This window comes from Demequina sp., assembly GCF_024642165.1.
GTDB lineage: Bacteria > Actinomycetota > Actinomycetes > Actinomycetales > Demequinaceae > Demequina.
Genome location: NZ_JAHEBP010000150.1, coordinates 1 through 4,200, shown reverse-complemented (window position 1 = coordinate 4,200; position 4,200 = coordinate 1). Strand labels below are relative to the sequence as shown.

General features: G+C 69.4%; 3 protein-coding genes and 1 pseudogene. All 4 read left to right on the top strand.

The window, feature by feature from the left end; translation table 11 throughout:
• Positions 1–190, top strand: a pseudogene (locus Q0L54_RS10645) (ComF family protein); the annotation flags it as partial.
• 125 nt (positions 191–315) lie between these two features.
• Positions 316–972 carry a ribosome-associated translation inhibitor RaiA gene (raiA, locus tag Q0L54_RS10640; protein WP_296667952.1) on the top strand — a complete coding sequence of 219 codons (657 nt, stop codon included), beginning with the start codon at positions 316–318 and terminating at the stop codon, positions 970–972.
• A gap of 40 nt (positions 973–1,012) precedes the next feature.
• Entirely contained in the window at positions 1,013–1,903 is an 891-nt protein-coding gene (locus Q0L54_RS10635) for a DMT family transporter (protein WP_296667951.1), read from the top strand.
• 46 nt (positions 1,904–1,949) lie between these two features.
• On the top strand, positions 1,950–4,200 hold a 2,251-nt coding region (gene secA / locus Q0L54_RS10630; protein ID WP_296667950.1), incomplete at its 3' end, for a preprotein translocase subunit SecA.

Genomic DNA, 4,200 nt, shown 5'->3' with positions numbered 1-4,200 from the left:
GACGCGGCGCGTGGACCGGCGCCGCGCGCCCCCGCGGCCGGCGCTGCTGGTCGACGACGTGGTGACCACCGGGGCCACGCTCGCGCGGGCAGTCCGGGCCCTGTCCGGGGGCTCCCTGGTCCCCGTCGCCGCCCTGGCGCTCGCCTCCGCGCCGGGCTTGCGCGCACCGGTCGGGACCGCGCTAATGTAGGAGGTCCAGGACGACGAACGTCGGACACCTTCCAGGCGAGGAGGTGAAGTCTCAGGCGCGACACGCGCCGCCACCTCTTGCCCCTGGCCCTCACGGGCCTCAGTGACAGTGAAGGAGTTTTCGTCATGGACATCGCCATCGTCGGACGGCACACCAAGGTCTCCGAGGACATGCGTCAGAAGATCTTCGAGAAGATGGAGAAGGTCGAGACGCTCGCCCCTCGAGCGACCCGAGCTGACGTACACGTGGTCCATGAGAGGAATCCGAAGCAGAGCAGCGACCGTGAACGGGTCGAGATCACCTTGCACGGCAGGGGGGTGGTGCGCGCCGAATCCGCGGCGGAGGACCGCTACGTCGCGCTGGACGGCGCGATGCAGAAGCTGGTTGAGCAACTGCGCAAGATCCACGAGCGCAAGGTGCATCGCCACCAGGGCAAGACGGGGCTCCACTCGGTGCCCACCGCGCTCGATGGGGCCGGCGACGCCGCCGATGACGGCGAGAGGGTCGCCAGCGTCGAGGCCTGGGAGGGCGCGCCCGAGGGCTCCCACCGCGAGATCCCCATCGACGGCACCCCGATCGTCATCCGTTCCAAGGTCCACTCCGCCGCACCCATGACCGTCGCGGACGCGATCGACCAGATGGAACTCGTGGGACACGATTTCTACCTCTTCCACGACGCGGAGTCGGGCCTCGCCTCGGCGGTGTACCGCCGGCGCGGCTGGACCTACGGCGTGATCCACGTCGAGCAGGCCGATCCCGAGGAGTCGCGGGAGACCGCCTGATACGTCGATGGGCGGGGCTGCCTCCGGCTAGATTGCCGGAGTGCAGCCCCGCCATTTCATGTCCGTGGTCCTTGCGGCGACCCTCTGGGGCTTCGGAGGCGTGGCGGGGACCCTGCTGGGCGACCACGCGGGCCTTCATGCCCTGTCCATCGCAATGTGGCGGATGCTTGTCGCCGGGATCGCGCTGCTGGCGTACCTCGCCGTGCGGAGGTCGCTGCGGTGGCGGACGCTCACGCCTCGGATGCGGCGACGGGCGCTTGCCACCGGCGCGCTCACCGCGCTGTTCGAGGCGCTGTTCTTCTCCGGCATCGCGCAGGCATCGGTGGGCCTGTCGACCCTGATCGGCATCGGCTCGGCGCCCGTGTTCGTGGCCGCGTACGACTGGTGGTCCACCCGCCGCCGGCCGGAACGGCCGGCCCTGGTAGCGCTCGCCCTCGCGCTCGCCGGCCTGGCGCTGCTGATGGGCGGCTCGCTCGACACAGGCCGCAACGGGATGCTCGGCGGCGCCCTCGCGCTCGCCGCCGGTGCGTCGTTCGCCGCCATCTCCGTGATCAACCGCACGGAGGTGCCGGGCTTCGGGCCGGTCGAGCACACGGCGCTCGCGTTCACGGCCGGCGGCCTCATGCTGGTGCCGGTGGCGGCGCTCGCCGGTATCGGGGCCGCCGACGACGCGTACGGCTGGGCGCTCACGCTCGCGATGGGGGTGCTCATCACGGCGCTCGCGTACGTCTCCTACCTTCGCGGGCTGAGATCCGTGCCTCCGTTCGTGGCGACCATCGTCACGCTGCTGGAGCCCCTGGTGGCCGCGATCCTCGCGGCGATGGTGCTCGGGGAGCGGCTGGGCTGGGTGGGAGTGCTGGGCGGGGTCGCGCTCGGCTCCGCGGTGGTGCTGTTGCGCCCACAGCGAGACGAACCGTCGGTGCTCCACTGACCGCCTACGATGGTCGGGGACTATCGAGGGACTCGAGGAGCGCAAGGTGGCATTGATCGATCGGATCATCCGGGCGGGTGAAGGGCGCGAACTGCGCCGGCTCCAGAAGGTGGTGACGCTGACGAACGCCCTCGAGGACGCGTACCTCGAGCTGTCGGACGAGGAGCTGCGCGCCCTGACCGACGAGTTCAAGGAGCGCCGCGCCGGCGGCGAGAAGCTCGAGTCGCTGATGCCAGAGGCGTTCGCCGCGGTCCGCGAGGCCTCGCGCCGCACGCTGGGTTTGCGCCACTTCGACGTCCAGATCATGGGTGGCGGCGCGCTGCACCACGGCAACATCGCGGAGATGAAGACCGGTGAGGGCAAGACCCTGGTCGCGACCCTGCCCGCCTACCTCAACGCCCTCGACGGCAAGGGCGTGCACGTCATCACCGTGAACGACTACCTCGCCGGCTATCAATCGGAGCTCATGGGCCGCGTCTTCCGTTTCCTCGGGATGACCACCGGGTGCATCCTCGCGAACCAGCAGCCCGACGTGCGACGCGCTCAGTACGAGGCGGACATCACGTACGGCACCAACAACGAGTTCGGCTTCGACCACCTGCGCGACAACATGGCGCTGCAGCCGGCGCAGCTGGTCCAGCGCGGCTACCACTTCGCCATCGTCGACGAGGTCGACTCGATCCTCATCGACGAGGCCCGCACGCCGCTCATCGTCTCGGGCCCCGCGTCCGGCGACAACAACCGCTGGTACGTCGAGTTCGCGCGGCTGGCGGACCAGCTCGAGGCGGACGTGGACTATGAGGTCGAGGAGAAGAAGCGCGCGGTGGGCGTGCTGGAGCCCGGTATCGACAAGGTCGAGAAGGCGCTCAGCATCGAGAACCTCTACGACCCCGCCAACACGCCGCTGATCGGCTTCCTCAACAACGCCATCAAGGCGAAGGAGCTCTTCCGCCGGGACCGCGACTACGTGGTCCAGAACGGCGAGGTCGACATCGTCGACGAGCACACGGGACGCCTGCTGAAGGGCCGCCGATACTCCGAGGGACTCCACCAGGCCATCGAGGCCAAGGAGCGCGTGCCCATCAAGGCGGAGAACCAGACCTACGCGTCCATCACGCTCCAGAACTACTTCCGTCAGTACGAGAAGCTCGCGGGCATGACCGGCACCGCGCAGACGGAGGCCGCCGAGCTCAACGAGACGTACGGCATGGGCGTCATCCCCATTCCTACGAACATGCCGATGATCCGGGACGACCAGGCGGACCTGCTCTACAAGTCCGAGGCCGCGAAGTTCAGCGCCGTCATCGACGACATCTTGGAACGCAATGCGAAGGGCCAGCCCATGCTGGTGGGCACCGTGTCCGTCGAGAAGTCCGAGCGGCTCTCCGGGGAGCTGCGCAAGCGCGGCATCCAGCACACCGTGCTCAACGCGAAGCAGCACGAGAAGGAGGCGGCGATCGTCGCCGAGGCGGGCCGCAAGGGCGCCGTCACCGTCGCCACCAACATGGCCGGCCGCGGCACCGACATCATGCTGGGCGGCAACCCCGAGTTCCGCGCGGTGGCCCAGATGCAGTCGCGCGGGCTCGACCCGCACGAGCAGCCGGAGGAGTACGAGCGGATCTGGAAGGACGTGTTCGCCGAGGCGCAGGCCGCGGTTGCGTCCGAGCGTGACGAGGTGCTGGCGGCCGGCGGGCTCTACGTGCTGGGCACGGAGCGCCACGAGTCCCGCCGCATCGACAACCAGCTGCGCGGCCGCTCCGGACGCCAGGGAGACCCCGGCGAGAGCCGCTTCTACCTGTCCCTCGACGACGACCTCATGCGGATGTTCCAGTCGGGGCTCGCCGCGACGGTCATGAACTCGTCGGCGCTGCCGGACGACATGCCCATCGAGTCGAAGGTGCTCACGCGCGGCGTGCGCAGCGCGCAGGCTCAGATCGAGGGCCGCAACCACGAGATCCGCAAGAACATCCTCAAGTACGACGACGTGCTCAACTCGCAGCGCCACATCATCTTCGGCGAGCGCCGCCGCGTGCTCGACGGCGAGGACATGAGCGAGCAGCTGGGCGGATTCGTCGCGGACGTTGTGGGCGCCTACGTGCGCTCGGCGACGCTGGTGGGATCGCCCGACGACTGGGACCTCGAGGCGCTGTGGAAGGACCTGCGCACGGTCTACCCGGTGTCGCTCACCGCCGAGGAGCTCATCGAGGAGGCGGGCGACCTCTCGGGGCTCTCCACGGCGTTCCTGGAGCGCGAGCTGGTGGCCGACGCGAAGGTTCAATACGGCGTGGTCGAGGCGC

Excerpts from the sequence above, each read along its gene's own strand:
- raiA (WP_296667952.1), top strand. The coding sequence starts at position 316 with ATGGACATCGCCATCGTCGGACGGCACACCAAGGTCTCCGAGGACATG.